This is a genomic window from Enterococcus sp. DIV1315a, from assembly GCF_051712325.1.
Taxonomy (GTDB): Bacteria; Bacillota; Bacilli; order Lactobacillales; family Enterococcaceae; genus Enterococcus; species Enterococcus faecalis.
In genome coordinates, this window is sequence record NZ_JBIOOS010000001.1 from 1,852,047 (window position 1) to 1,878,507 (window position 26,461).

The 26,461-nt window shown below is 38.0% G+C and carries 28 protein-coding genes; 3 read left to right on the forward strand and 25 right to left on the reverse strand.

Annotated elements, in window-relative coordinates; translation table 11 throughout:
• Positions 1-6 precede the first annotated feature (6 nt).
• The 3 genes from rpsB to IGJ03_RS08795 all read right to left on the reverse strand — a co-directional run bounded on the left by rpsB (position 7) and on the right by IGJ03_RS08795 (position 2,209).
• Complete coding sequence (gene rpsB / locus IGJ03_RS08785) at positions 7-792, reverse strand: 30S ribosomal protein S2 (RefSeq protein ID WP_002356759.1); 786 nt, start codon at positions 790-792, stop codon at positions 7-9.
• Between the two features lie 183 nt (positions 793-975).
• Positions 976-1,413 carry a GNAT family N-acetyltransferase gene (locus tag IGJ03_RS08790; RefSeq protein ID WP_010815202.1) on the reverse strand — a complete coding sequence of 146 codons (438 nt, stop codon included), beginning with the start codon at positions 1,411-1,413 and terminating at the stop codon, positions 976-978.
• 19 nt (positions 1,414-1,432) lie between these two features.
• A complete protein-coding gene (locus IGJ03_RS08795) occupies positions 1,433-2,209 on the reverse strand; it encodes a TrmH family RNA methyltransferase (RefSeq protein WP_002397152.1) in 777 nt (258 codons plus the stop codon).
• Positions 2,210-2,315: 106 nt separating this feature from the next.
• Between IGJ03_RS08795 and IGJ03_RS08800 the strand changes: the two genes are divergently transcribed.
• A complete protein-coding gene (locus IGJ03_RS08800) occupies positions 2,316-2,591 on the forward strand; it encodes an acylphosphatase (RefSeq protein WP_010706543.1) in 276 nt (91 codons plus the stop codon).
• Between the two features lie 166 nt (positions 2,592-2,757).
• Positions 2,758-3,690: a membrane protein insertase YidC gene (gene yidC, locus IGJ03_RS08805; protein WP_002384232.1), complete on the forward strand. Its 933-nt coding sequence runs from the start codon at positions 2,758-2,760 to the stop codon at positions 3,688-3,690.
• Between the two features lie 33 nt (positions 3,691-3,723).
• Here the strand turns inward: yidC and IGJ03_RS08810 are convergent, their stop codons facing one another.
• The 12 genes from IGJ03_RS08810 to IGJ03_RS08865 all read right to left on the reverse strand — a co-directional run bounded on the left by IGJ03_RS08810 (position 3,724) and on the right by IGJ03_RS08865 (position 14,890).
• Entirely contained in the window at positions 3,724-3,915 is a 192-nt protein-coding gene (locus tag IGJ03_RS08810) for a DNA-directed RNA polymerase subunit alpha C-terminal domain-containing protein (protein ID WP_002374345.1), read from the reverse strand.
• A 39-nt stretch (positions 3,916-3,954) separates the two neighbouring features.
• Positions 3,955-6,039 (reverse strand): glycine--tRNA ligase subunit beta, encoded by a 2,085-nt coding sequence (glyS, locus tag IGJ03_RS08815; protein WP_002370425.1) that lies wholly within the window; start codon positions 6,037-6,039, stop codon positions 3,955-3,957.
• Between the two features lies 1 nt (position 6,040).
• Positions 6,041-6,949: a glycine--tRNA ligase subunit alpha gene (gene glyQ / locus IGJ03_RS08820; RefSeq protein ID WP_002379669.1), complete on the reverse strand. Its 909-nt coding sequence runs from the start codon at positions 6,947-6,949 to the stop codon at positions 6,041-6,043.
• A gap of 642 nt (positions 6,950-7,591) precedes the next feature.
• Complete coding sequence (recO, locus tag IGJ03_RS08825; protein WP_002374343.1) at positions 7,592-8,386, reverse strand: DNA repair protein RecO; 795 nt, start codon at positions 8,384-8,386, stop codon at positions 7,592-7,594.
• Between the two features lie 82 nt (positions 8,387-8,468).
• Positions 8,469-9,371 (reverse strand): GTPase Era, encoded by a 903-nt coding sequence (gene era / locus IGJ03_RS08830; RefSeq protein ID WP_002359745.1) that lies wholly within the window; start codon positions 9,369-9,371, stop codon positions 8,469-8,471.
• A 13-nt stretch (positions 9,372-9,384) separates the two neighbouring features.
• Complete coding sequence (locus tag IGJ03_RS08835) at positions 9,385-9,786, reverse strand: diacylglycerol kinase family protein (protein WP_002382764.1); 402 nt, start codon at positions 9,784-9,786, stop codon at positions 9,385-9,387.
• On the reverse strand, positions 9,770-10,249 hold the full coding sequence (ybeY, locus tag IGJ03_RS08840; RefSeq protein ID WP_438711120.1) for an rRNA maturation RNase YbeY: 480 nt from the start codon (positions 10,247-10,249) through the stop codon (positions 9,770-9,772). Before ybeY ends, IGJ03_RS08835 begins: the two co-directional genes overlap by 17 nt.
• Positions 10,249-12,447, reverse strand: a complete 2,199-nt coding sequence (locus tag IGJ03_RS08845; protein ID WP_002356744.1) for an HD family phosphohydrolase — start codon at positions 12,445-12,447, stop codon at positions 10,249-10,251. The genes ybeY and IGJ03_RS08845 overlap by 1 nt, the downstream gene beginning before the upstream one ends.
• Before the next feature lie 28 nt (positions 12,448-12,475).
• Entirely contained in the window at positions 12,476-13,390 is a 915-nt protein-coding gene (locus IGJ03_RS08850) for a PhoH family protein (protein WP_369810298.1), read from the reverse strand.
• Between the two features lie 242 nt (positions 13,391-13,632).
• Complete coding sequence (locus tag IGJ03_RS08855; protein ID WP_002356741.1) at positions 13,633-14,082, reverse strand: GatB/YqeY domain-containing protein; 450 nt, start codon at positions 14,080-14,082, stop codon at positions 13,633-13,635.
• Positions 14,083-14,107: 25 nt separating this feature from the next.
• Positions 14,108-14,284 carry a 30S ribosomal protein S21 gene (gene rpsU / locus IGJ03_RS08860; RefSeq protein ID WP_002356740.1) on the reverse strand — a complete coding sequence of 59 codons (177 nt, stop codon included), beginning with the start codon at positions 14,282-14,284 and terminating at the stop codon, positions 14,108-14,110.
• Positions 14,285-14,449: 165 nt separating this feature from the next.
• Positions 14,450-14,890 carry a Fur family transcriptional regulator gene (locus tag IGJ03_RS08865; protein ID WP_002387080.1) on the reverse strand — a complete coding sequence of 147 codons (441 nt, stop codon included), beginning with the start codon at positions 14,888-14,890 and terminating at the stop codon, positions 14,450-14,452.
• Between the two features lie 98 nt (positions 14,891-14,988).
• Here IGJ03_RS08865 and IGJ03_RS08870 point away from each other — a divergent pair, with 98 nt between their 5' ends.
• Positions 14,989-15,846, forward strand: coding sequence for a pyruvate, water dikinase regulatory protein (locus tag IGJ03_RS08870; protein ID WP_002389973.1), 858 nt, complete (start codon positions 14,989-14,991; stop codon positions 15,844-15,846).
• A 45-nt stretch (positions 15,847-15,891) separates the two neighbouring features.
• Here IGJ03_RS08870 and thrB read toward each other — a convergent pair whose 3' ends face one another.
• The 10 genes from thrB to guaC form a co-directional block, all read right to left on the reverse strand.
• A complete protein-coding gene (gene thrB, locus IGJ03_RS08875) occupies positions 15,892-16,755 on the reverse strand; it encodes a homoserine kinase (protein ID WP_202496295.1) in 864 nt (287 codons plus the stop codon).
• Complete coding sequence (thrC, locus tag IGJ03_RS08880) at positions 16,752-17,807, reverse strand: threonine synthase (protein ID WP_002362683.1); 1,056 nt, start codon at positions 17,805-17,807, stop codon at positions 16,752-16,754. Before thrC ends, thrB begins: the two co-directional genes overlap by 4 nt.
• A 2-nt stretch (positions 17,808-17,809) precedes the next feature.
• The gene (locus tag IGJ03_RS08885; RefSeq protein WP_429861460.1) at positions 17,810-19,102 is read right to left on the reverse strand and encodes a homoserine dehydrogenase; all 1,293 of its coding nucleotides are present in this window, start codon (positions 19,100-19,102) and stop codon (positions 17,810-17,812) included.
• A gap of 51 nt (positions 19,103-19,153) precedes the next feature.
• The gene (locus tag IGJ03_RS08890; protein WP_002356730.1) at positions 19,154-19,462 is read right to left on the reverse strand and encodes an ArsR/SmtB family transcription factor; all 309 of its coding nucleotides are present in this window, start codon (positions 19,460-19,462) and stop codon (positions 19,154-19,156) included.
• A 116-nt stretch (positions 19,463-19,578) separates the two neighbouring features.
• The gene (gene proC, locus IGJ03_RS08895) at positions 19,579-20,361 is read right to left on the reverse strand and encodes a pyrroline-5-carboxylate reductase (protein ID WP_002362189.1); all 783 of its coding nucleotides are present in this window, start codon (positions 20,359-20,361) and stop codon (positions 19,579-19,581) included.
• Between the two features lie 106 nt (positions 20,362-20,467).
• Entirely contained in the window at positions 20,468-22,192 is a 1,725-nt protein-coding gene (locus tag IGJ03_RS08900) for a phospho-sugar mutase (protein WP_174125824.1), read from the reverse strand.
• A gap of 120 nt (positions 22,193-22,312) precedes the next feature.
• Positions 22,313-23,764, reverse strand: a complete 1,452-nt coding sequence (locus tag IGJ03_RS08905; protein ID WP_174112805.1) for a PLP-dependent aminotransferase family protein — start codon at positions 23,762-23,764, stop codon at positions 22,313-22,315.
• 134 nt (positions 23,765-23,898) lie between these two features.
• Positions 23,899-24,927 (reverse strand): permease prefix domain 1-containing protein, encoded by a 1,029-nt coding sequence (locus tag IGJ03_RS08910; protein WP_438711122.1) that lies wholly within the window; start codon positions 24,925-24,927, stop codon positions 23,899-23,901.
• Positions 24,924-25,256: a PadR family transcriptional regulator gene (locus tag IGJ03_RS08915; RefSeq protein ID WP_033626763.1), complete on the reverse strand. Its 333-nt coding sequence runs from the start codon at positions 25,254-25,256 to the stop codon at positions 24,924-24,926. The genes IGJ03_RS08910 and IGJ03_RS08915 overlap by 4 nt, the downstream gene beginning before the upstream one ends.
• A gap of 161 nt (positions 25,257-25,417) precedes the next feature.
• Positions 25,418-26,395, reverse strand: coding sequence for a GMP reductase (guaC, locus tag IGJ03_RS08920; RefSeq protein ID WP_375804603.1), 978 nt, complete (start codon positions 26,393-26,395; stop codon positions 25,418-25,420).
• Positions 26,396-26,461: the final 66 nt, after the last annotated feature.

The following is a 26,461-nucleotide window of genomic DNA, read 5'->3' on the forward strand; positions in this document are numbered from 1 at the left end:
TCATTATTATTCAGCTGATTCGTTGTTTCCTTCAACAACATCAACGATTTCTTCGATTGAAGTTGCTTCTGGTGTTTCTTCAACGAATAACTCTTCAGTTGCTTGGTCTTCCCCTTGGTTACCTTCGATGAAAGCGTCAGCCATTTTAGCAGTGATTAATTTCACAGCGCGGATTGCATCATCATTTGAAGGGATTACAACATCAATCTCATCAGGATCACAGTTTGTATCAACCATTGCAACGATTGGAATGTTTAATTTGTGTGCTTCTTGAACAGCAATGCGTTCTTTACGTGGGTCAACGATGTACATTACATCTGGAATTCTTGGCATATCAGCGATACCACCTAAGAATTTTTCTAAACGTTCACGTTCTTTGTTTAAGCCAGCAACTTCTTTCTTAGGTAAAACTTCGAAAGTGCCGTCTTCTTCCATTGCATTGATTTTTTTCAAGCGAGCAATACGTTTTTGGATTGTATCCCAGTTAGTTAACGTACCACCTAACCAACGATGGTTTACATAGTATTGACCAGCGCGGATTGCTTCATCTTTGATTGCTTCTTGTGCTTGTTTTTTAGTTCCTACGAATAAAGCAACGCCGCCTTCTTCTGCAACGTTTTTCATGTAATCGTAAGCTGCATCTACTAATTTCACTGTTTTTTGTAAATCAATGATGTAGATACCGTTTCTTTCTGTGAAGATATATTTCTTCATTTTTGGGTTCCAGCGACGAGTTTGGTGACCAAAGTGTACGCCGGCTTCTAGTAATTGTTTCATAGAAATTACTGCCATGTTGTGTTTCCTCCAGTTTGGTTTTTATTTTCCTCTTCTTTTCGTCAACTCCTTGAAGAACTACCGTAGTAGCACCACTTCGCAGATGGAAAAGAATGTGGATTTCGTGTGTGAAAATCACACCTTTAACAGTATAAGATATTTTCAGAAAAATAGCAAGCCTTAAAACTAGAAATGTCGCTCCTACTGCGCTTGCCAAACAAGATGACATTCTTCGTTTCCTGTTTCATCGATGGTTCGCTTTTGTTGGACAAAGCCTTGTTTTTGATAAAAGGCGTACGCTGCTTGATTTTCCCTGTAAACAGCCAAAGATAAGATGTCCTGTTCTTCTTTTGCTACTTGCAGTAATTTCTGACCGATGCCCTTCCCTTGAAACACTTTTTTTATAAAAATTCCTGCGATATAGTTATCCATTAAGCCTAAAAACCCAATTATCTGACCCTCTTCTTCTGCTAAGATCAGTGTTGCTTTTGGTAACGCAGCGCGGACAAATGCCTTATTTTCTTGCCAATAAGTTGGTGCGACAAATGGATGAGCTTCTAGATTCGTTTGCAGCCAAATAGCCATAATGGTTTCTAATTCTTTTTCTGTTAACTGGGTTGTCTTTTTGATAGTCAGCATTTTTTGACACTCGTTTCTGTTATTTATTATTTTCAAAATAAAACATTAACACGCCCGCTGCGATAGCGACATTCAATGATTCTGCTTGACCTTTCATTGGAATATAAAGATTTTTCGTGGTTTCTGCTAACAATTCTGGCGAAACCCCGCTACCTTCATTGCCTAAAATCAACGCATAATTTTCCACTGCCTCTTGTTCATAATAAGCAATCGCAGCTTCATTTAGTTCTGTACCGAAAACTGGTAGACCTTGCTTCTTGAATGCCTGAACCACTTCAGTCAACTCTCGTTGGAGAACTGGTAAATGATAGTGGCTTCCCTGCATTGAGCGCAACACTTTTGTATTGTAAATATCTGCTGTGCCCTTACCTAAAATCACGCCTGCTAAACCTGCTGCATCAGCTGTGCGAATCATCGTACCAACATTGCCAGGGTCTTGGATATTATCTAAAAGTAACCAACCACCTTTAAAAGAAAGCGACTGCTCTTGTTGCGTTTCCAAGGTGACAATTGCCAAAATTCCTTGTGAAGTTGGCAGCTCCGACAAGCTATTTAAAACCTCATCACTTACAAAAATTAATTTTTCTGTTTCTTGTTCAGCTAACCAAGTTCCCCATTCTTGTTGACCTCTTTGGTTAAACAAAATCCACTGGACATCGGCATTGGCCTTCACCGCTTCTTCAACTAAATGAAATCCTTCTATTATATATTGGTTCAGTTCTTCTCGGTACTTCTTTTTGTGTAATTTTTTCCATTCTTTTAATTGGTTATTTTTCGTTGATGTAATTTCTTTCATAAGTCACCTCGCCTTTGTATTATAGCATGCTTCTAGCTTGCTTGGATACTTGCTAGAACCAAGAAAAATCGCTATCATAAAGAAAAAAGCAAAGGAAGTGTCTCTCATGGAAAAACTAAGAATGAATGTACAAGGGCGTGTCCAAGGTGTTGGCTTCCGCTACATGACCAAAATGGTGGCAGATCAATTAGGTGTCACTGGTTCAGTGAGAAACGAAGACGACGGGTCCGTTTCAATCACAGCAATTGCACCTGAAGACATAATGGAAACATTTATCAAAAAAATCAAAGATTCCCCCAGTCCAGCGGGACGTGTAACGTATGTTGATATTCAAGAAGACCCTTTGTTAGAAGAAACGGAACAATTTAAAGTAATCCAATAAACTTACTTTCTAACGATTGATTTCTTCGGAAAGAAGCCTTGAACAGCAAGTAGTTCCTGCTTTTTATTGATTTTTGTAAGAGCTTCTTTTCGATTTTGATTGAAAAAGAGCGCTGTTTCAAGTATAGTTAACCATGTAAAAATTTTTTAGAAAAGGACCGAATTACATGCGTAAATTAAACCGATGGCTTTACGGCTCTGGCTTACTATTTTTAGTAATGTTTTTATCAGGCTGTGTGAAAACAGGAGCAGATGGACAACCAACTGGTGAAGGTTTTGTCTATAACTTCCTTGTTTTACCGATGAGTAATGCAATTACTTATCTTGTCGATAACTTTAATTGGAACTATGGTTGGGCGATTATTTTTATCACCATTATTGTACGGATCATTATTTTACCGTTAGGCTTACATCAATCGAAAAAAAGCTTTATCCAAACGGAAAAAATGCAAGCAATCAAACCCCAAGTGGATGTTGCACAAGCAAAAATGAAACAAGCAAGTACGCGTGAAGAACAAATGGCCGCACAAGCAGAACTACAAAAGATTTATAAAGAAAACAATGTGAGTATGGTTGGCGGAATTGGTTGTTTGCCTTTATTAATTCAAATGCCTATTTTCTCTTCTCTGTTCTTTGCTGCTCGTTATACAAAAGGTATTGCCACGGCAAGCTTCTTAGGAATGAATTTAGGGCAACCAAATATGATTTTAGTGGCATTAGCTGGTTTAGCCTATTTAGCTCAAGGCTATATTTCAATGATTGGTATTCCTGAAGAACAAAAGAAAACAATGAAATCAATGCTGATTGTTTCACCATTAATGATTGTTTTCATGTCCTTTAGCTCACCTGCAGGCGTAGCGCTTTACTGGGTAGTTGGTGGTATTTTCACATGTATTCAATCTGCCATCACAAATATCCTCTTACGTCCAAGAATTAAAAAACAAGTACAAGAAGAATTGAAAAATAACCCACCAAAACAAGTGGTTACTCCTATTAAGGATGTGACACCAAAAGAAACAAACAAAGCAACGCAAAAAACGAACCAACCAAAAGCAAACGGCAATAAAGGTCGCAATGCTGGAAAACAAAAACGTAAATAAAAAAAGGATCGCCTCTAAACGGCGATCCTTTTTTTACTTCAATTCTTTCCCAGTCATCTCTTCAATAGTTCGAATAGACTTTGGACCAAAGCCATGCAACGAAAGTAATGCTTCTCGGCCTCGTGCGTAGAGTTCATCCACACTGTCGATTTTTTCATTCGTTAGCGCACGAACAGCTGGCTTTGATAATTGTGTTAAAATTTGTTCAAATGTTGTTTCTAGCATGCTACCAGTTCCTCCTTAGCGGTCGAAAAGCAGCGCTTTTTATTTTACAATTAATAAGTCTAAGCTAGCAATTGATAACGCCATTTTAGCAATTTGCATTAATTGTTTTAATCGGTTTTGTTTGACTTTTTCATCCTCAACCATAACCATCGTTTCATTGAAGTACGCATCAATTAACGGACGTAGATTTACTAGTGCTTCATAGTTTTCTGCAATCGTGCGTGTCGCAAATGCTTCAGATAAATCGTTAACTGCTTGATACAGTTCTTTTTCTGCCTTATTTTCAAACAGACTTGGATCAATCCCTTCTTCAGTATCACCTAAAAGTTCTTGACCTTTTTTCGCTAAATTAATAACACGCGTTAAGGCTTCCATTGATGGTTTAAAATCTTGATCTTCAAAACGGCTTTTTAAAATATTCGCTGAAGCAAATAATTTCGATAAATCGGCTTGCTCAGCAGACACCACTGCATCGATAATGTCATGGCGAACATTTTTCGTCATTAATAATTGACGTAAGCGAGCTTTCACAAATTCAACGACTTCTGCTTGTCCTTCGTTTAGTAAAACGCCATATTTCTCAACATCTTGATTCACTGCTTCATCAACTTCTGTTTGTAATTGGACTAATGGGAAGGTCCAGCCTTTATCTTCAATAATTCGGATAACGCCATAGGTTTGACGACGAAGTGCATAAGGATCGTTAGAACCTGTTGGAATCATACCAACTGAGAAGAATGAAAAGACGCTGTCAAGCTTATCGGCTAAGGCTAAAACAGCCCCGATTGCTGTTTCTGGCAATTCACCTTCACTGGAAGTTGGTAGATAATGTTCTCGAATAGCCGTTGCTACGGCTGGTTTTTCGCCTTGTAATAAGGCATATTTTTCTCCCATAATTCCTTGTAATTCTGGGAATTCACCAACCATATTTGTTACTAAGTCAAATTTATAAATTTCAGAGGCACGTTTTAAATCTTCCAATTCCTCCTCAGATAAGCCAACTTTTCGACCAATGATTTGTGCAATTAAAGCAACCCGTTGCATTTTTTCATAAATTGAACCAATCTTTTCATGGAAAGTCACATTTTTTAGTTTTTCAACACATGCTTCAATCGTTAATTTTTTATCTTCATTGTAAAAGAATTCTGCATCTTCTAAACGAGCAATTAACACTTTTTCATTTCCTTTAATCACGTTTTCAAGGTGAACATTATCCCCATTGCGAACAGCGATAAAATGCGGCATTAATAAGCCTTGGTCGTTACGAACTTCAAAGTAACGTTGGTGTTCTTTCATAGAAGTCACTAATACTTCATCTGGAACAGATAAATATTTTTCATCAAAACTGCCTACAAATGCAGTTGGATATTCCACTAAATTCGTAACTTCTTCCAATAACTCTTCATCTAAAGCTAACTGCCAATTTTTTTCTGCAGCGAGTGCGTTCGCTTGATCAACAATCATTTGTTTCCGTTCATTCGGTTGAACCACTACAAATTGTTCTTTTAATTTTGCTTCATATTCATTAGCATGTTGGAACGTCACATCGTCTCCCAAGAAACGGTGGCCACGAGAAGTTTGCCCTGTCGTCACGTCTAACACTTTGAAAGGAATTACTTCATCATCAAGTAGTGCCACAATCCAATGAATTGGACGAATATATTCGAAATCATAGTTTGCCCAGTGCATTGTTACCGGGAAAGTTAGACTTGTAATCACGTCATTTAATTTTGTTAATACCTCTTTGGCACTTTGGCCTTTGGTAAACTTCGTCACATAGACATATTCGACACCATTTAATTCTTTGAAAACAATGTCCTCAGTTGTAACTCCTTGGCCGCGTACAAAACCTTGTGCAGCTTTTGACCAATTTCCTTCAGCATCTAAAGCAATTTTTTTCGCTGGACCTTTTACTTCTTCTTCAACATCCGCTTGTTTTTCAGGAATCGCAGTTACTTTCACGGCTAAGCGACGAGGTGTGGCAAAGGATTGCACTGTTTCATAGTCTAAATGATGTTCATCTAAAAATTTGATTACTTTTTCTTCAAGTTGGATACGGCTTGGTGTGACAACATGTGCGGGCATTTCTTCTAAGCCAATTTCTAATAATAAATCTTTTGCCATGTTATTCTGCCTCCTTGGATACACTTTGATCTTTATTTAATAATGGGAACCCTAATTTTTCACGTTCAGCCACAAAAATTTTCGCTACGGAACGAGCCATATTCCGAATGCGGGCTAAATATCCTGCACGTTCCGTTACAGAGACAGCGCCGCGAGCATCCAATAAATTGAATGTATGGCTACATTTTAAAATATAATCATAGGCTGGGTGAACTAAGCTTTCTTCAATACAGCGTTTAGCTTCTTTTTCAAATTTGTCAAAGTTTTCTAAAAGCATTTCTTGGTTACTAATTTCAAAGGAATATTTTGAATGTTCATATTCAGGTTGCACAAAAATTTCACCATATTTAACGCCTTGTGTCCATTCTAAATCATAGACACTTTCGACTTCTTGGATATATGATGCCAAGCGTTCTAACCCGTAAGTAATTTCAGAAGTGACAGGATGACATTGTAAGCCGCCGACTTGTTGGAAATACGTAAATTGGGTAATTTCCATGCCATCTAACCAAACTTCCCAACCTAAACCAGCACAACCCATTGAGGGATTTTCCCAGTTATCTTCTACAAAACGAATGTCATGTTCTAATGGATCAATTCCTAATAATTTCAAACTTTCTAGATAAAGTTCTTGGATATTTTCAGGAGAAGGCTTCATTACAACTTGGAATTGATGATGTTGGTATAGACGGTTCGGATTTTCACCATAGCGCCCATCAGCTGGACGACGAGAAGGTTCTACGTAGGCAGCATTCCATGGTTCAGGTCCAATGGCACGTAAAAACGTGTAAGGACTCATGGTGCCGGCTCCCTTTTCTGTATCATAGGCTTGCATTAACATACAGCCATTAGATGACCAAAATTTTTGCAAGGTTAAAATCATTTCTTGTACGGTTAACTTGTTTTTCATTGTTTTCCTCCTTGGAATATTTTTTATAGACATAGGGATTGACTTTGCTTCGGGAATGTAAATTTAAAAAGGGCTACAGAAAAACAATTTTGTAGAATGGGATAATTTTTATGCTGTTCATCATCTACTCTGTCGCCTTTGCGCCAATTGAGCTTTTTTGAATAAACGTTACTATTTTTTCTTTTGGTGTTAACTGTTTGCTTTTTTTATTCGGTTACAACGTTCCCTTTGGTCACCTTGTACTGTTCATCATCTACTCCATGTTTTTGGCTAAGCAGTTTGTTTTAACACAGAGGAGACAACGTTCCTTTCAGTCACCTTGTGCTGTTCCACATCTGCTCTGACACTTTGTGTCAGTCGCAGTGAGGAACATGCAAAAAGTCCCCATGCCTATTAATAGACATAGGGACGAATAATTATCGCGGTTCCACCCTACTTCCGATGTGTTCATCGGCAGCTTCGTTTGTCGTACTCCAAAGTGCCTTTCAAAAGTTCCGTGTTTCTGGCTCCCACTCTCCCAGATTCGCTTAACAGAGGGTTCTTTTTACTTCTCTTTTTCTTCGTACGTATTTAACTTCTCTATCATAATACGGTGTCTGAGGGAAGTTGTCAATTTTTTTTTTTAGAAAAACGACTGCTTGTTTATGTTTCTTTTTCTTCCTTCTTTCGTGGTGGAATTTTTAACGTATTTTCCCACGTTTTCATTTGATCAATAAATTTTTTACTTTTTAAGTGCAAACCAACATATTCATCGTATAACATATCAATCGTTTCTCGAATACTCTTCTTAGTTTCTTCTTTTACTTGAATGTTTTGGACTTTTTCATAGGAGACTTGCGAAAATAAGCGAATAAAATGAATTGCTCTAGGATCTGCATGGTAGCGCTGTTCATCTAAATGCCAATGTTTTTCACAAAGCACACCGCTATATTTTGAGGAATAATCAAATTTCCCTTGTGTTTCGCCACAAGCCACACAATGATGCCATTCTGGTCGTACACCAAACCGTTCTAACAATTGAATTTCAAAAATATTTGTAATGATTTCCGGATCTTTTTGCTCATTTAAAGCGGATAATGCCATGTGGGTAAATTGAAATAAATTAGGGTCATAGTGCTGATCTTCAATTGCTGCATCGACTAAGTTTAAAATATATGTTCCATATGCGTTAATAAATATGTCTTGTTGAATGTTTCGAAAAGGTTGAACTTCTTTGCTGCTATTGAGAAAAGATAAGCCTTCTTCTCTAAAATTTCCGATGTAGACGGCTTCTGTAAATGGCAGAATCGCTGGCAAAAGAGGATTATTTTTTCGATGCGCGCCTTTCACAAAAAACATCAATTTTCCATAGGATTCTGTAAAAATTTTGACGAGTTTATCCTTCTCTTTAAAATCCTTCGTAAATAAAATAATGCCTTTGGTCTCCCCTAATGCCATTCAATTCACTTCCATTTCTTATGTAAATTAGTGTAGTGTTTGGAAAGTTCGTTTATACACTCGCTTCCCAAACACTACTTTCTTAATATTCTTCTTTGCGATAACCAAAATCTTGTAAATAGATTTTTTTGTCACGCCAGTCTTTTTGGACTTTTACCCACAGCTCCAAATACACTTTGTCATCTAATAAATATTCAATATCTTGACGCGCCTTGGTACCAATTTGTTTCAGCATTTTTCCGCCTTTGCCAATAATGATACCTTTTTGACTGTCCCGTTCTACAATAATGGTTGCTTGGACATGGACTTTATCGTTTTCATCCCGTTTCATTGAGTCCACAACGACAGCGACAGAATGAGGAATCTCATCTCTTGTTAAAAGTAACACCTTTTCACGAATTAATTCGGAAACGATAAAATATTCTGGATGATCCGTAATTTGGTCATCAGGGAAATACTGTGGTCCTTCTGGCATTTGCTCAACGAGAACATCCATTAAATGCTCAAAATTATTTCCTTCAGTGGCAGAAATGGGAATAATTTCTTTAAAGTCCATTTGTTTCGAATAGTCTTCAATAATACTCAATAAATCATCTGGATGGACTTTGTCAATTTTATTAATAATCAAGTAGACTGGACTATTATTATTTTTCAATCGTTCAATAATAAAGTCGTCACCTTTCCCGCGTTTTTGATCAGCACTTACCATAAATAAAGTAGCATCTACTTCACGCATCGCATTGTAGGCACTTTCCACCATGAAATCGCCTAAGCGGTGTTTAGGTTTGTGAATCCCTGGAGTATCGATAAAAACAATTTGTGCTTCAGGAATTGTATAAATTCCTTGAATCTTATTACGAGTTGTTTGTGCTTTGTCACTCATAATTGCAATTTTTTGGCCGACAATTCGATTTAACAATGTTGATTTTCCAACATTTGGTCTGCCGACAATGGCTACGAAACCAGATTTATGTTCAGTTGTCATTGTATTTCTCCTCTTATTTCCACATTTGAATGATTTGTAAAATTTTTGGTACAAATAGAATTAGTCCTACTAGCACTGCGAAACCGGCTGTTAATAAAACAGCTCCTGCGGCCATGTCTTTAACTTTTTTTCCGATTGGATGAAAGTGAAAATCCGTAAACATATCTACGACATTTTCAAAAATTGTGTTGATAATTTCTGCCAACCAGACAAGAAAAACGGCCAATAACAACCACAGCCATTCAGCAAGTGTTAAGGAAAACAAGAAACCAAATACAATGGCCGTGACACCAAACGCCACATGTTTGCGCATATTACGTTCTTCTCGAAAAACTGTTTTGATTCCTTGCCAGGCAAATTCTAATGAATTAATAAAATGTTTATTTTTTCCTGTTTGCTCATCTTTTAAGGCCATACGCATCTAAAATCTCTTTCTGTAAACCAAACATTTCTTTTTCATCTTCAGGTTCCATATGATCGTACCCATTCAAATGTAAAAAGCCATGTACTGCCAAAAAGCCCATTTCTCGCTCCAATGTGTGCCCATATTCAACTGCTTGTTCTGCTGCTCGCTCTGTTGAAATAATTAAATCACCTAGATTACGTGGTAGCTCTGCCAACTCTTCATCATCAAAAATAATTGGCAATTCGTCTTCCCCTTCATCCTCTAAAGCAAAACTGATGACATCTGTAGGCATATCTTTGCCCCGATAGTCACGATTAATCACTTGGATACCTGCGTTATCTGTAAAAGTCACCGACATCTCCGTATCTTCGGCAATTTCTAGAAAACCCGCTGCAAATTGCAGCAAGTTTTCGATTTCTTTGATTTCTTCTGTTGGTACTTTCTCGGTTTTATCAATGAAAGTAATATCCATTAGTCATCTCTCTTTTCTTGTTCATCTTTCATTTCTTCTGCTTCAGCTTTCATTTTTGGATACTTAATCCGTGAATGGAAGGTACTGCATAATCCATTAATTAATGATTTTTCAATGATGCGAATCTCTTTCATCGTTAACCCACATTCATCTAATTGGCCATCTGAAATTCTATCTTGAATCACATTATGCACAAAGGCTTGAATTTTTTCGTTGGTGGGATGATCCATCGCCCGCACAGCAGCCTCACAAGTATCAGCAATACTCACAATCCCTGCTTCTCGTGTTTGTGGACGTGGCCCAGGATAACGGAAGTCGGATTCTTTAATTTCAGGATTGCGTTCTTTTGCTTTCACATAGAAAAATTTCATCAATGTTGTGCCATGATGTTGACGACAAATGTCAATCACCATTTGCGGCATATTGTACTCTTCTAAAATTTTGGCGCCATCAATTACGTGGCCAAAAATAATTTGTTTACTATCTTCTGGCAATAAAAAGTTATGTGGATTTTCTGCGCCAGCAGGTAAGTTTTCCACAAAGAAATTGGCGTGTTTAATTTTGCCAATGTCATGGTAATAACAAGCAACTCGTGTTAATAGCGACCGCCCGCCAATCTCAGCAACAGCGTTAGCGCTCAAACTAGCCACCATCATGCTATGATGATAGGTACCTGGCGCTTCTTCTAACAGTTGTTTTAACAACGGATGGTTCGGATTACTTAATTCATTCAAGACAATCATACTATCATCGGTCACTAATAATTCGATATACGGATGCAAGCCCATTGTTGCTAAAAATGAAAGTACCGTTCCTGCACTTGCACAAATTAAAGCTGTCCACGTTTTACCATCTGTTAAACTCATTCCTTGATAAATCATTAAGACAACCGCCATGAAAACAGGAAAGACCACTACCCACATTAAAGCTGGGAAAACTTGCTCACTCATCCGTTTCCGTTTAACAACTGTTGCTAGAAATCCTGAGAATAAGTACATAATCAGAATAACCGTCAACGAGTTTGTGCCAATAGAATTATAAAAGATAAATAAAGCAAAAACGACTTGGAAAATGGCAGCGATTATCCCTGAACGACGATTCACAAAATGATTTAGAATCAGCGGCGCAAAGGCTGCTGGATAGAACAAGGGAATATACATCAACTGCTCTGTTTGGAAAATCTGGAAGAATTTCATTAAAATAACACTGATTAGCATAGCACCCGTGTAAAAGATAATAAACGAGCGTTGTCGCGAAGGCTCAGTCACTTGTTTTGTAAAGAAAATCAACACTTCAACTTGAAGTAAAATAGCTAGTGCTAATGCCACCATCGGAAAAATAGAGGTATTTTGACTAGTCATTCCTAGTAACTCAAGTTTTTCGACCGCTTTTGCATCAATTTGAGTACCTTCACGAACAATAATTTCGCCTTGATAAATCATTGCGGGTTGAACAGCATTCATCGCTTTTTGGCGTAGCTCTTCTGTTCGTTTTTCATTGGCAATATCGTTTACCACAATCCCTTGGTTAACAATGTAACGAATGACTTGTTGCATGGTACTCGTAATATCTAAGTATTGAATTTTACCGTTAGCTTCTTGGCGAATTTTATCCAAATCAGATTCTCGAACGTGATTTTGCATTGCGTCATCCACCAACATCAAACTTTCTGAACGAACCTTATCTAATTGCTCAGAGGTTAATGTAAAGATTGTTTGATAAAAAACATTAGGAAAACTTTGATAAAACGTAACTTCATCTTGCGGTAAAGATTCAAACAATGACTTTAAGCTAGCTACTCGTTCTTCCACGGTCGGCGCAGGAATCGTTTCTTCCTTTTTGGCCTTCGCTTGCTTATTGCTGTACTCTTTGTCTACTTTTTCATTCGCAGAATCAATCAATTTAAATAATTTATCAATACGATTATGTTGGACAGATGCCGTATCTTCTTGATAAATATATTCGGGTGTGACAGCTTCTGCTGCCAATTTTTTTCTTTGTTCTGTTTCGTAGGTATTCTCGATATTTTTATTTGCACGAATGGTTTTCTCGGCCAGTTGACCTTCTTTAATTTCTACTCTTTTCTGATGGACACTGCCAAACATAATCATAAATAAAAGAAGAGAAAAAACGGCTAATAAAATAGGTAAATAGGCTTTACCTAAACGATCCCCTAACTTTGTAAGTACTTTTTTCAAAAGGTACTTTCACTCCTTCCCTAACTGCTTAGGAATGCTTTTGTTGTTCTTTTTCATAGGCTTGAATAATTTGTGCTACAACCGGATGACGCACAACGTCACTGGCTTCAAAATTTACAAAGGCAATTTTTTCAATGTCTTTTAACGTACGCTCGGCGTTAACTAAACCACTTGTTACACCACGTGGCAAGTCAATCTGACTAGTATCTCCATTAACAATCATTTTTGAACTAAACCCTAAACGAGTTAAAAACATTTTCATTTGGGCAACCGTGGTATTTTGTGCTTCATCTAGAATGACAAAAGCATCATCCAATGTACGACCACGCATATAAGCAAGCGGGGCAATTTCAATAACGCCGCGTTCCATTAAACGATTTGTATGATCCATACCAAAAATTTGATACAAGGCATCGTAAACTGGACGTAAATAAGGATCGACTTTTTCTTTTAAGTCACCTGGTAAAAAGCCCAAGCTTTCGCCAGCTTCCACCGCTGGACGAGTTAAAATAATTTTTTGTACTTCGCCTTTTTTCAAGGCTGCTACTGCCATCACCACGGCTAAAAAGGTTTTTCCTGTTCCCGCAGGTCCCACCCCGAAAATGACGTCATGAGTTTTAACTGCATCGATATATTTTTTTTGACCAACATTCTTAATTCGGATGGCCCGACCATGATGGTCCTTCATAATTTCTTCTTCATACATGGCAATAAACGCCTCTAAATTTCCAGCTTTGGCCATTTTTAAAGCAGAAACGACATCTGGCGTATGCACTTTGATGCCTCGTTGAATTAATGTTTGTAGCGCTCTTAACACGGAAGCGACTAACTCTACCTCTGATGATTCGCCAATTAACTGAATAACTTCGCCACGACTATTAATCGTTACGTGGGTATTCTCTTCTAAAAATTTGATATGTTTATCATGTGTTCCTAAAAGCATGTGTGCATCATCAGAATCAGTAAGTATTAATTCCAAAGATTTTGACTGATTATCTGTCAAAAAACGTCCATCTCCTTTATTATATAGTCCTTTACAATGATACCACATTCTTATCTGTTTAAAAAGAAGTCGTACCTGATTTGACTTTGAAAGTCAAAAAAGAGAAAACCGTAAAAAGCTACCGGTTTTCTCTTTGCATAAAAAAACTAGGACAGTATCCTGTCCTAGTTTCGATAACGCTCTTAGTTTTCTTGTAATAATTCTTTCACAATTGCGTTAACTTGGTTGCCATCGGCTTTGCCTTTGACTTTCGGCATCATAGCGCCCATCACTTTACCAAAATCTTTTGGTGAAGTGGCGCCAGTTTGCGTCATTACCTCTTGAACTAGTTGACGAATTTCTTCCTCCGTTAGTTGTTGAGGCATATATTTTTCAACAATTGCTATTTCAACTTTTACTTTTTCAACAAGATCGTCGCGTCCCGCCTTTTCAAACTCTGATAAAGAATCTTTTCTCTGTTTCATCTCACGAGACAATACAGTGAGTTCTTCTTCTCCGTTCAATTCACGGCCCGCTTTAATCTGATCATTTTGAATGGCAGTCTTTAACATACGAAGTACGGCTAAAGTTTCTTTGTCTTTAGCTTTCATCGCTGTTTTAATGTCGTCATTCAATGTGGTTAGCAATGACATACCACCAACTCCAATTCATTCAAAACTAGAATTTTTTACGTTTTCTAGCTGCTTCAGATTTTTTCTTACGCTTTACACTTGGTTTTTCGTAGAATTCACGTTTACGTGATTCTTGTAAAGTACCCGCTTTTGAAACGGAACGTTTGAAGCGACGAAGAGCATCATCAAGAGATTCGTTTTTACGAACGACTGTTTTTGACATGTTATTCCCTCCCTCCGAGCTTAAAAAGTAACCGTTTTTCTTATTTGTGGGAAAAACCCACAAATTAAAATACTGTCCTTGTTATATTATAGCTAAAGCATAAATAACCGTCAACCACTCTACTGATAAAATACGAAATTTTTGTTTGATTTTTCGTCTTATTCGCTATTTTTCGCAACAATCGGCACAACGACCAAGTATTTCAAAGCGATGTCCTTCAATTGAACAACCTTTTAACTGTTCTTCAAAAAAATTCATAGGACACATGTGAATTTCTTCCGTTTTGCCACAAACCGTACAAATAAAGTGATGATGATGTTCCACCTCTTGGCAACAACGGAAACGAAACTTTTGCTCGCCATTTAATTCTGTTTTTTCCAGCAATTCTAAGCGCTCAAAGTCATGCAAGTTACGATAAACCGTATCATAACTGACTCCTTTAAAGGTTTCATTCATAAATTCATACACTTCACGTGCAGAAACATACCGATTTCGCTTAATCAAATAGCTCATCAGTAATTCTCGTTTTTTAGTATATTTTAATCCACTGGCTTTCATGGTTTCTAAGGCTTGTTCAATATTGGTTTTTACTGGTGCCATCGCCATTTCCTCCCTCACCAACCTAAATCAGAATCATTACGAAATAGATTCTGGACTTATGGTATAATAAAATTATTAAAAATGCAAGAAAGGACTTACCCTCTATGACTATTTCTGAAGAAAAAAAATGTGTGACGATTTTTGTCATCTCAGATTCTGCTGGCGAGACCGCTTCAAAATTGGCGGCTGCTTCAATGGCCCAGTACCCCACTGTTGATTTTACTTTGATTAGACGAACATTCGTTAAAGACGAAGATAAACTGGTGCAAGCCTTAGAAGATGCCAAAAAAGCAGAAGCCATGGTACTTCATACTATTATTAATGATCATCTCGTGGCGATTGCTAATCAATTTTTCAATGAGCATCAATTGTTCCATTTTGACATTTTGACACCACCAGTTGCGGAAATCGAACGATTAACAGGTGTCGCGCCCATGCGGGAACCAGGTGCCTTACATCATCTGAATGAAAATTATTTTAAACGAATTGAAGCAATGGAATTTGCTGTCAAATATGACGATGGCAAGGACCCACGAGGCTTTTTAGAAGCGGATGTGTTACTTCTTGGCGTTTCCCGAACTTCTAAAACACCGCTAAGTCTCTTTTTAGCCAACAAAAACTTAAAAGTTGCTAATTTGCCACTAATTCCTGAAGCACATTTACCGAAACAATTATTCGAAATGGACCCTAAAAAAATTGTTGGCTTAACCAACGATCCCAATGTTTTAAACGGGATTCGTAAAGAACGAATGCGCGCATATGGATTGCCTGAAAATACTTCTTATTCAGATATTGAAAAAATTCGGCGAGAACTGGCTTTTGCTAATGATCTTTATCAAAAATTAGGTTGTATCGTTATTGATGTCGCTTCTCTTTCAATTGAAGAAACTGCCTCAATGATTCTTAATGCTTTGAACTTAGAAGACCATAGCTATTATTCCACGGAAACAGCCGAGGATTAAAAAAAAAAACGAGAAAAAATCACTAGTGATTTTTTCTCGTTTTTTTTAAAAGACTTGAACGCCTTCTTGATCAATATTGAAAATTTGGATGCTCGCTTTGGTAGATAATTTCTCCAAGCTTTGAACAATTTCGTTGGTTCGTTCTTCTGGCGACAAGATTAGCACAGTAGGACCAGCACCGCTTAAGAAAGAGCCATAAGCACCTTTTTGCTGAGTTAAACGACGAATTTCTTTTAAATGAGGAACCAATGAACGACGATACGTTTCATGCCATTTATCTTGTTCCATCATTTTGCCTGCTAAAGGTAAATCCCCGTTTAAAATTGCGGCAATCATAACATTGGCAATTGAGCTGGCCGCGACTGCTTCTTTATAAGCCAATTTTTCGGGCAAAACAGCGCGACTTTTTTCGGTAAATAACGGTTTCTCTGGAATAAATGCAACGACATCACACATTGGAAAGTGATGTTTGACATGGTAGACTTGGTTTTCTACATGGCTAGCTACCACGAAATCTCCTAAAATAGCTGGGGCCACATTATCCGGATGTCCTTCCATCTCTGTGGCCAAACGGACCTTTTCTTTAGGGGACAAATTTAAATGTGCTAGTCGGTTAGCTAATTCAATGCCTGCTACAATCACACTTGAGCTACTGCCTAGTCCTCTTGCAAGGGGAATGTCAGAAACCATCCGAATAACTTTTGGTGTTAATTCTGGTGCAATTTTCAATGCCGTTTGAATTAATAAATTCTCTTCATTAGTAGGAATCTCTTCTCCCAAAGTATGTTGAATTTCCCAAAATTCACTTTCACCTAAAACGTTGATTGTTAAATAAGCGGATAATGCAATGCCACATGAGTCAAAGCCAGGTCCTAAGTTGGCACTAGTGGCAGGTACTCTTATTTTCATAGTGTTGCGACTCCTTTTCGTAAGTGCAGACGCATTTCTTCCACGTCACTCATTTTTGAAATAGCTACTTCTGTCTCCATTGCTGTATCAGGATCTTTCAATCCGTTACCAGTAAAGACTGCCACGACGGTTTCACCTGTTTTGATTTTACCGCTTTTAACATGTTGAATAACTCCAGCTAATGAAGCAGCCGAACCAGGTTCAATGAAAACCCCATCTTGAGCAGCAATTTTTCGGTAAGCCGTTAAAATTTCTTGATCTGTCACGGCATCAATGAAACCACCGGATTCATCCCGTGCCTGTTCTGCTAGTTGCCAACTAGCAGGATTTCCAATCCGGATCGCTGTTGCCACGGTTTCAGGTTGCTCAATCACTTGGCCTTTCACGATCGCTGCGGCACCTTCTGCTTCAAAACCATGCATTCTTGGTAAAGTTGTTCCTTGTTTTTCATGCCATTCTTTAAAGCCTTTCCAGTAAGCGGAAATATTGCCGGCATTTCCAACTGGAATCGCTAAGACATCGGGCGCTTGACCTAATTGTTCACAAACTTCAAAAGCTGCTGTCTTTTGCCCTTCTAAGCGATAAGGATTCACTGAATTAACTAGCGCAACTGCCTCAGTTTTCGCAATCTCTCGCACCGCTTTTAATGCTTCATCAAAGTTACCTGGAATCGAAATAATGTCCGCCCCATACATAATAGCTTGCGCCAATTTTCCCAGTGCGATTTTCCCTTCTGGAATCACTACATACGCTTTAATGCCTGCTCTTGTGGCATACGCAGCAGCGGCGGCACTAGTATTTCCTGTAGAAGCACAAACAATCGCTTTGGCACCTTCTTCTACCGCTTTTGCTACAGCCATCACCATCCCGCGATCTTTGAATGAGCCGGTGGGATTTAAGCCTTCGTATTTTCCATATAATTGAATACCTAATTCTTTGGATAAATTAGGTAAAGGAATCAGTGGCGTATTTCCTTCGGCTAAAGAAATCATTGGTGTTTTTTCTGTTACGGGCAAATACGCTTGATACTGTTTTAACAAACCTTCATACATGTTTACTCATCTCCTATAACCTTCATTACATTTAATAACTGAAAGGCTTCCGTATTTTGAATAGCTGTCACAACTTGTTGCATTTGTGCTTTTGATATCTGGTGTGTAATGGCAACAATTCTTGCTCGCTGTCCATCTGATTTCTGTTGAACTAATTGATCAAAGCTGACTTCTGCTTTAGTCATTAATTGCGTCAACTGCAAAAATTGTCCTGGCGTATCTGGAACATCTAACGAAAAATAGTACTGTCCAAATACATTTTCGGAACGCGTCAATTGGGTTTTATGTTGATACGAATTGAACATATGGCCAGTCGTTGCCAAGCGAATGTTTTTAGCAATCGTAATTAAATCACTGACCACACTGGTTGCTGTCGGTTTAGCGCCAGCTCCTGGACCGTAATACATTGATTCGCCCACACCTGCACTTTTTATAAATACTGCATTGTACTCATTCCGAACAGATGCAATAGGGTGCTTTTGATTGACTAGCATAGGCGCTACTTCCACCGAGATACTATGCTCATTTTGTTCAGCAGAGCCAATCAATTTGATTTCATACCCCAGTTGTTTAGCCATAGCGATATCATCTAAAGACAATCCGCGAATTCCACGAATATCAACTTGTGGTAATGAAACATTCATCCCAAAAGCAAATTGACTTAAAATAACCATTTTATAGGCTGCGTCAATTCCATCGACATCATTTGTCGGATCCGCTTCAGCAAATCCCAACGCTTGCGCTTCTGCTAAAGCTTCTTCATAACTTTTATCAGCAGAAACCATTTGCGTAAGCATATAATTCGTCGTACCGTTCACAATCCCTAAAACTTGTTGAATATTGTCTGCCGCTAAGCTATTAGCAATTGTTCTTAAAATTGGAATCCCGCCAGCAACACTTGCTTCGTAATATAAATCACAATGATGTTTTTGGGCTAACGCTACTAATTCACTCCCATGTTGCGCCAGTAAATCTTTATTGGCAGTCACAATATGTTTGCCCTTTTCTAAAGCTTTCATGATATAGGTTTTGGCTGGTTCAATGGTTCCCATTAATTCCACAACGATTTGAATCTCTTTATCTTCTAAAATATCATCAATTGAAGTTGTTAAAGAAAGACCGTATTCTTCCGCTTGTGCTTGTTTCGTTTCAAGATTTCGGACAAATGCTTTTTCAATGACTACATTCATTCCTGTCACTTGTGAAATTTTCTCTTGATGTTCTTTCAAGAGAGTTAAAACGCCAGTGCCTACAGTCCCTAATCCTAGTAACCCGATCTTTAAGGTATCCTTCATTTTTACCTCCATCAACAGCGCTATTCTAGTTACGCTATTTTTTCCTACTTTTTATCGATGTTCAATATGCTCAAAGGTCTGATTTAAAATATCTATTACATGATGATCATCCAATGTATAAAAAATCGTTTTTCCTTCGCGACGTGCCTTGACAACCCGGCTATCTCTTAATAATTTTAGTTGATGAGAAACGGCGGACTGTTCCATTCCCAATTGTTCACTAATCGCCGTTACGTTATGCTCGCCTTCTTTTAAAAGTAGCAAAATTCTTAAACGTGTTGGATCACTTAATACTTTATATAATTGACTTACTTGTTTGATTTCTTCCATTTGTTTCATTATAGTCGCCTCACTTTGCACTCATTATAACACAGAGTTTTTTAAAATAAGAACTGCGATTGTTCTTTCCTACGAAAAATATGGCACAAAGAAAGTTGGAAAAATGACAAACTTGTCGATTTTCCAACTTTCTTCATCTATTCGTGGTTGGCTTGCTGAACTGCATCCATCACGGCATAACGGAAGCCATTTTTTTCTAAAGCTACGACACCGCGAATCGTACTTCCTCCTGGAGAAGTCACTTCATCTTTCAATGCTCCTGGATGTTTTTTCGTGTCTAAGGCTAAGGTCGCCGTTCCTTTTATCATTTGAGCGACAATTTCATAAGATAAGTCTCTTGGTAACCCTTCTAAGACTGCTGCATCTCCCAATGCTTCCATAAAGATATCAACAAAAGCTGGACTGCAACCAGCCACAGTACCAAAAGTTTCCAGTTGCGCTTCACGAATTTCTTTGACTAACCCTAAAGTAGCAAGAAGTTCCATTACCAGGTCCTTCGTTTGACCTTCAATTGTTGGTGCCAAGGCTACGCCAATCACGCCTTGATTCACGCTAACTGGTGTATTAGGAATGGCATGAACAACTTTGGCTTCTTTATTGCCAAGAGCCATTTGTGCTTCTTGTATGGTATGACCTGTTGCAACAGAAATCAATAGACTTTCGTTGGAAAAATGAGGGGCTAATTCCTGAAGGACAGGTAACACGACCTTTGCTCCTGTCGCAATAAAAATAACCTTACATTCTTGGAAAAGTGCATAATCTGTGACAAGTTGAAAGCCCCACTCTTTTTGAAGTGCTTCTGCTGTTCCACTTGAGCCGCCTTTCACATATAAATGTTCCTTCTTGACTGCCTCAGCTTTCAGTAACCCTTTAATCATGGCACCGCCCATACTGCCAGCACCGATAAAGCCAATTTTCATAGCATTCCCTCCTTAGTTAAATAAAGTGTTTGTGTCAAAAGTCAATTAGCTTTTGACACAAACACTAACATTCGTACTTTTTTCCGTACAGCCTGTTTCGTTTATTTTATTTTGTTAATTCATTAACGACTGTTTCAAACGCAGCAATTTTTTCAGAAGCTTCTGAACTACTTGTTGCTTTTGTTGCTAGATAGAATTTAATTTTTGGTTCTGTTCCTGATGGTCGGATAGCAATCCAACTGCCATCTTCTAAATGATATTTCAACACATCAGAAGGAGGCGTTTGTAATTGTTCTGTTTGACCATCTGCAAAAGTGCGTGTTAATTCTTTAAAATCTTCCGTTTGAGCAACTTGAATCCCGGCAAACTCAGTTGGCGCTTGTTCACGACATTTTGCCATTAAAGCTTTGATTTTACCGCTGCCTTCAATTCCGCTCATTGTTACGGAAATAGTTTTTTCTTCAAAGTAACCAAATTCTTCAAAGATATCTTGTAAGCCATCGTATAACGTTTTTCCTTGTTTTTTATAAAAAGCCGCTACTTCTGCTAATAAAACTAACGCTTGAATCGCATCTTTATCACGAACAAAAGGTTTCACTAAGTAACCATAACTTTCTTCAAAACCAAACATAAACGTTTGACTGTGGTCTTCTTCGTATTGTTGAATTTTTTCAGCAATAAATTTGAAACCTGTTAAAACATTAAACATCTTCGTATTATATTTCTCAGCAATCGCTGTAGCAAGTTCACTAGAAACGATTGATTTTAGAACCGCAGCATTTTGAGGTAACGTGCCTGCTTGTTGATGGGCTTCTAAAATATAATGAATCATAATTGAACCTAATTGATTTCCTGTTAATACTTGGTAGTCTCCGTTTGGCATCCGCACAGCGGCACCTAAACGATCAGCATCTGGATCTGTTGCAATCAATAAATCAGCGCCTTCTTTTTCCCCTAAACGAATCGCGTATTCGAAAGCTGAATGTTCTTCAGGGTTTGGTGACTTAACTGTAGTAAAGTCAGGATCAGCAACAGCTTGCTCAGGTACTAAAACAAATTTTTCAAAGCCGGCTTGTTTTAATGCCTTTTCTCCTAACATTTTCCCAGTTCCATGCAAGGGAGTGTAAACTAATTTTAATTCTTTACCCATTTCGTTAATTAATTCTTGATTAATCGTAACTGTTTTAATTTCTTTCAAATACGCGTTATCGACTTCTTCACCAACAATGTTAATTAAACCGCTGTGGGCAACTTCTTCATCTGATAAGACATCAATTTTCAAAGGATTTTCGATACTACGAACATATTTAGTTAATGCATCTGCATCAGCTGGCGGCATTTGACCACCGTCTTCACCATAGACTTTGTAGCCATTATAGGCAGCTGGATTGTGAGAAGCCGTAATCATGATTCCCGCAAAAGCTTTAAAGTAACGGACCGCAAAAGATAATTCTGGTGTTGGTCGTAAGCTTTCAAACACAAAAGAAGGAATATCATGTTTAGCTAATGTTTTAGCTGCTTCCATTGCAAATTCTGGAGACATATGACGTGAATCATAGGCAATGGCTACACCGCGACGTTTTGTTTCAGGATCTTGCGTATCCATAAAACGTGCAAGCCCTTCTGTCGCTTGACGAACCGTAAAGATATTCATCCGATTAATACCGGCGCCTAAAATCCCGCGCATCCCGGCAGTCCCAAATTCTAATGGTGCATAAAATGCATCTTCACATTTTTCAGGGTCTGTATTTAAGTCCTTTAATTCATTTTTTAAATTTTCTGGAATATTTTCTTCATTTAACCATTGTTGGTAAACTTGTTCCCAAGACATGGAAAACACCTCATTTGTTTTTTTGTTTTTACTTTTTAAGTATAGCATTGGATATTCGTTTAGAAAAGGGAAGTTGTAGCGTTTTCTCTCAGCAAATGATTTTTATAAGAAAAATCTTACTTAGTGTTCTATTTTTGTTTGTCTATTTTCAGAAAGTTGTCGTGTAATCCGTCCCATTCGCTCACAAAAAAGAGGAATTTCTTCTGGTGAAATTCGGGAACAGTTCAAACGAATACTTCCACGTTTTTCACTAAAAGCTACACTTGGTGCTACCAAAACACCTTCTCGTAAAAACACCTGCCACTCTTCTGGCTTAAGTGCCCCTTGACGCCAATGTGCCCATAAATAAAAGCCGCCTTTTACTGGCGAAACTTCCCATTCTGGCAACGATTTAAATACTTGATACACATCTGTTGCTCGTTGTTCCACTTGTTTATTTAATAACGTAATTTTTTCAGAAAAAGAAGGATCTTCAATCGCCATTTTAGCGAGCATCTGCGGAAAAATACTCAACGAAACATCCATCATTTTTCTGGCTTCTGCAATTTGTTTCGTCACGGAGGCGGGCGCACTTAACCAACCAATTTTCGTGGTCGAACCTAAAATTTTTGACAACGAACCGATATACAAGACATTGTCTGGATCTAATTTTTTTAAAGGAGGAATTTCTGTTTTCGGGATAAAACTTAGCTGCCCAAAAACATCATCTTCTAAAATAGGAACTTGATACGTTTGACAAACTTTCACGAGCTGTTCTCTTTTTCTTAAAGGCATCACTGTCCCAGTGGGATTTTGAAAGGAAGGATTAACCATAACCATTTTGATGCGATGTTGTCGGATTGTTTGTTCTAGCGCTTCAAGATCAATCCCTTCCTCTGTCATGGGCACACCAAATAAGCGCACACCAGCAGCTTGGAAAATTGGTAAGGCATAGAAGAAAGATGGATCTTCTACGGCAACACTATCTCCTTGTCTCAATAAAACTTGCAAAACTAAAAAAAGTGCTTGTTGCGCACCTGAAGTAAGCAATAAACTTTCACTTGGTAAATGAAGCTGATATTCCGTTGCTGTAATGGCTTGGATTTCTTTTCTTAACGGCAAATAACCTAATTCATCTTGTGCTTCCTCTTTTAAAAATTGTTTCCAATTTAATGCTGGAAAATCGAAACTGGGAATTAAGTCTAACGGCAACTCGCCTGTATACATATCTAAGTCAGTCGGCAAATTTTGTTTAGCTCGTAACTCAATCTCTGCCACCAAGGGATGAACTTGTTTGAACACATTTTGTTCTAAATAACGATGCCAATCCGTTCGTGGTGTCATCATTACCCCCCATTTCCCTTCGTTGACAATCGTTCCACTCCCTCTTTTTCGCACAATCCAGCCTAAGTCCACCAGTTCATCTAATGCATGAACAACGGTTGAACGATTGACAGACAAGTATTCTGCCAGTTTACGTTCCGAAGGGATTTTTTCGCCTGGTAATAATTCGCCTGTTTGAATCTTTTGAACAATCATTTCCATAATACTGCGATAAATGGGAACATTTTGTTCTTTTTTAAGTTGCCACATAGCAATCACCTCAATAATTGGATGAGTTAAAAGTAATCCAGTTCAATGCTTTTGTCAATCGAAAATACAAGAAAAGTGGGACAGACGTTTTGACGAATGTCCCACTTTTCTGTTTTACTATTAACAGGTTTGTCTCAATGTTTGTGTAAAAATGCTTGGATGGTGTTATAAAAGATTCCTGCGAACATAAAGATTAACCAACTAAACCGCCAATCCCCTAAAACAAAACTAATAAATAGATAGAGTGCCACAACTAAGGGACAATAAACGGATGCAATAATTGCACCGACAGGATTTCCCACAGGTCCTTCCTCTGTTTTTGTTTGTTGAGGGGCAAAATCAGGATGACCAACATGTTCTGAATAAAAATAAGTTTCATTCAACAATTTATTAAAACTTCCTTTAATTACTCCACCAAATATAAACAAGAAGACGCCAACCGATACTAAAAAGAAGAGCCAACTAATCCCCATCGTTCCATTATAATATTGTCCGCCCATCATTTGATGCATGGAACGGCGCATCATCAGATGAAGGCCACTACTAAAGACAACAACTGGGATTAAACCCAAAATACAAAAAACGACGCCCGCTGCCATACAAAAAATAAATGATCGTTGAAAACTTTGTTCTCTTTGTGCAACTTCTTTTTTTAACTTAATCGGAATCAATCGTTGCCCCAGTTGTTTGTCCATTGCAACAAACCGATTACCAGCAACAATAAATAATGGAACGCCAATTGCCACACCTATGAAAAGACCAACTAAACCAAGACCGTTAGAAAGAACACCACGCATACCAACCAGCAAGCCAACACCCACCATGATTGCAACAACACCAAGACCAATTTGAATCGCACCTTTACGTTGGACAGCTAAATAGTCAAGTCCTTCCTCCACTGAAATTTCTGGCAAACCGTTCATTGAATCGTTTGTTTCATCCACTTGTTTATTTTCTAAATTCAATTCTTCCATTAATTCATCAATAGTACCAAATTCAGAAATAATTGTACCAATTGCTTCATTTTCCGATTTTCCTTGGCTGAGCAAATCTTCATAACGATCCTCAGCATTTGCTAATAAGTCCGCCTTTAATTGTTTTGTTTCAGATGTTTCAACAACGCCTGAAAATAAGCTATCAATAAATTCTTCTATAATTTTCATTTTCCCATCTCCTTTACAAATGCTTCGACGACGTCTTTTGTTACTTCCCATTCTAGTAACTTTTCCTCTAAATAACGCTCTCCTGCATGGGTTATTTGATAATAGGTCCGCTTTTTGCCATGCGTTATTTCTCCTGGAAATGATTCAATGTAGCCATTTTTCTCTAAACGTGTAAAAGCAGAATAAAGTGTCGTTTCTTTAATCGAATATTGTTCTTTAGAAATTTCACGAATGCGTTTAGAAATCGCATAACCATATGAAGCGCCGGATTGTAAGATTGAGAGAATAAAGGTATCGTTGTATCCTCGAATTGCATCACTACCAATCACATAAATTCCTCCCTCAAGTACTTCAACTATCGTACTACGTCTGTCGTTGTAATTATCTTAACACGATTACTACGATAGGTAAAGTAAAAAAAGCACGTAATGCAGAAATCATTTTAATTTCTGCACTACGTGTTGTCTTCTTTTCAGTCTATAGTTGAATGTTAAATGGTATCACCATTAAAAATAGAATTTTTTACAATCACATAATCAACTTTACGAATCGCTTCTAAATCGCGACCTCCCGCGTATGAAATGGAAGATTGTAAATCTTGTTGCATTTCGACTAAAGTATCTGCCAACTTCCCTTTATGGCGTAACCAGATTTTTTTGCCTTCAACGTTTTTCTTTTCGCCTTTTTGGAATTCAGAGGCGCTACCAAAGTATTCTTTGTAAACAACACCATCTTCCACTTTTGTTTCACCTGGTGATTCTTCATGTCCAGCAAATAATGAACCAATCATGACCATAGTTGCCCCAAAACGCACAGATTTTGCAATGTCTCCATGGGTCCGAATTCCACCATCTGCAATAATTGGTTTCCGAGCAGCTTTGGCACACCAACGTAAAGCCGCTAGCTGCCAGCCACCTGTTCCAAAGCCAGTCTTAATTTTAGTAATACAAACTTTTCCTGGTCCAATCCCCACTTTGGTGGCATCGGCCCCAGCGTTTTCTAATTCGCGAACGGCTTCTGGTGTTCCAACATTGCCCGCAATAACGAACGTTTCTGGTAAAAATTTTTTTAAGTGTTGAATCATATTAATCACCGCATTTGAGTGACCATGTGCGATATCAATTGTCACGTAGTCAGGAACTAAACCTTCTCGGGCTAACGTTTCAACAAAAGCGTATTCCCCTTCTTTCACACCCACACTAATTGACGTGATCAAGCCTTTTTTTTGCATTTTTTTAATAAATGGCACTCGCGCCTCTTCATCAAACCGATGCATGATATAAAAATAACCATTTTCAGCAAGGGTTTCCGCAATCGTTTCATCAATAATTGTTTGCATGTTCGCTGGAACGACAGGCATTTTAAACGAATGTTTTCCTAAAGTTACTGTAGTATCACATTCAGAACGACTATTCACGATACATTTATTGGGAATTAATTGGACATCTTCATAATCAAAAACTTTCATACTTACTGCCTCCTAGTTATTTACAAAAATAACGTAAAAACCGAACATTCGGTCATTTAACGTTCG